1 protein-coding gene is annotated in these 578 nt (G+C 71.5%); it reads left to right on the top strand.

Features of this window, described 5'->3' with window-relative positions:
• Window positions 1-519, top strand: a 519-nt coding sequence (snpA, locus tag KUM32_RS37795) for a snapalysin (protein ID WP_217146350.1), incomplete at its 5' end; no start/stop codon positions are given.
• Window positions 520-578 lie beyond the last annotated feature (59 nt).

Below are 578 nucleotides of genomic sequence, written 5' to 3'. Positions count from 1 at the left end.
AACGCCGCGGCCACCAAGGCGTTCTTCACGGCCGTCATCGAGTCGGCCAAGGCCAAGCAGGCCAGGACCGGCGAGCGGGCCGTCACCGTCACCTACGACGCCAGCCAGGCGCCCACCTTCGCCTCGCAGATCGCGCGGAGCACGCAGATCTGGAACTCGCACGTGTCCAACGTGAAGCTCCAGGAGGGCTCCGGCGGCGACTTCGAGTACCGCGAGGGCAACGACCCGCGCGGCTCGTACGCCAGCACCGACGGGCACGGCAGGGGCTACATCTTCCTGGACTACCAGCAGAACCAGGAGTACGACTCGACCCGGGTCACCGCGCACGAGACCGGCCACGTCCTCGGCCTGCCGGACAACTACTCGGGCCCGTGCAGTGAGCTGATGTCGGGCGGCGGCCCCGGCCCGTCCTGCACCAACCCGAACCCGAACGCGCAGGAGTCGGCCCGCGTCGACCAGCTCTGGGCGGGCGGGATCACCAGCCTGAGCGCCTTCGACAAGGGCGCGTTCCTCAAGTGACGCCTCCCGCCGCGGCCTGACCCCGCCAGGGCCTGACCCCGCCGCGGCCCGTCGAGCGG

Source organism: Streptomyces sp. AC627_RSS907, from assembly GCF_019049165.1.
Note: the sequence above shows the minus strand (reverse complement) of the source record. Positions and strands in the feature narration are given on the sequence as shown.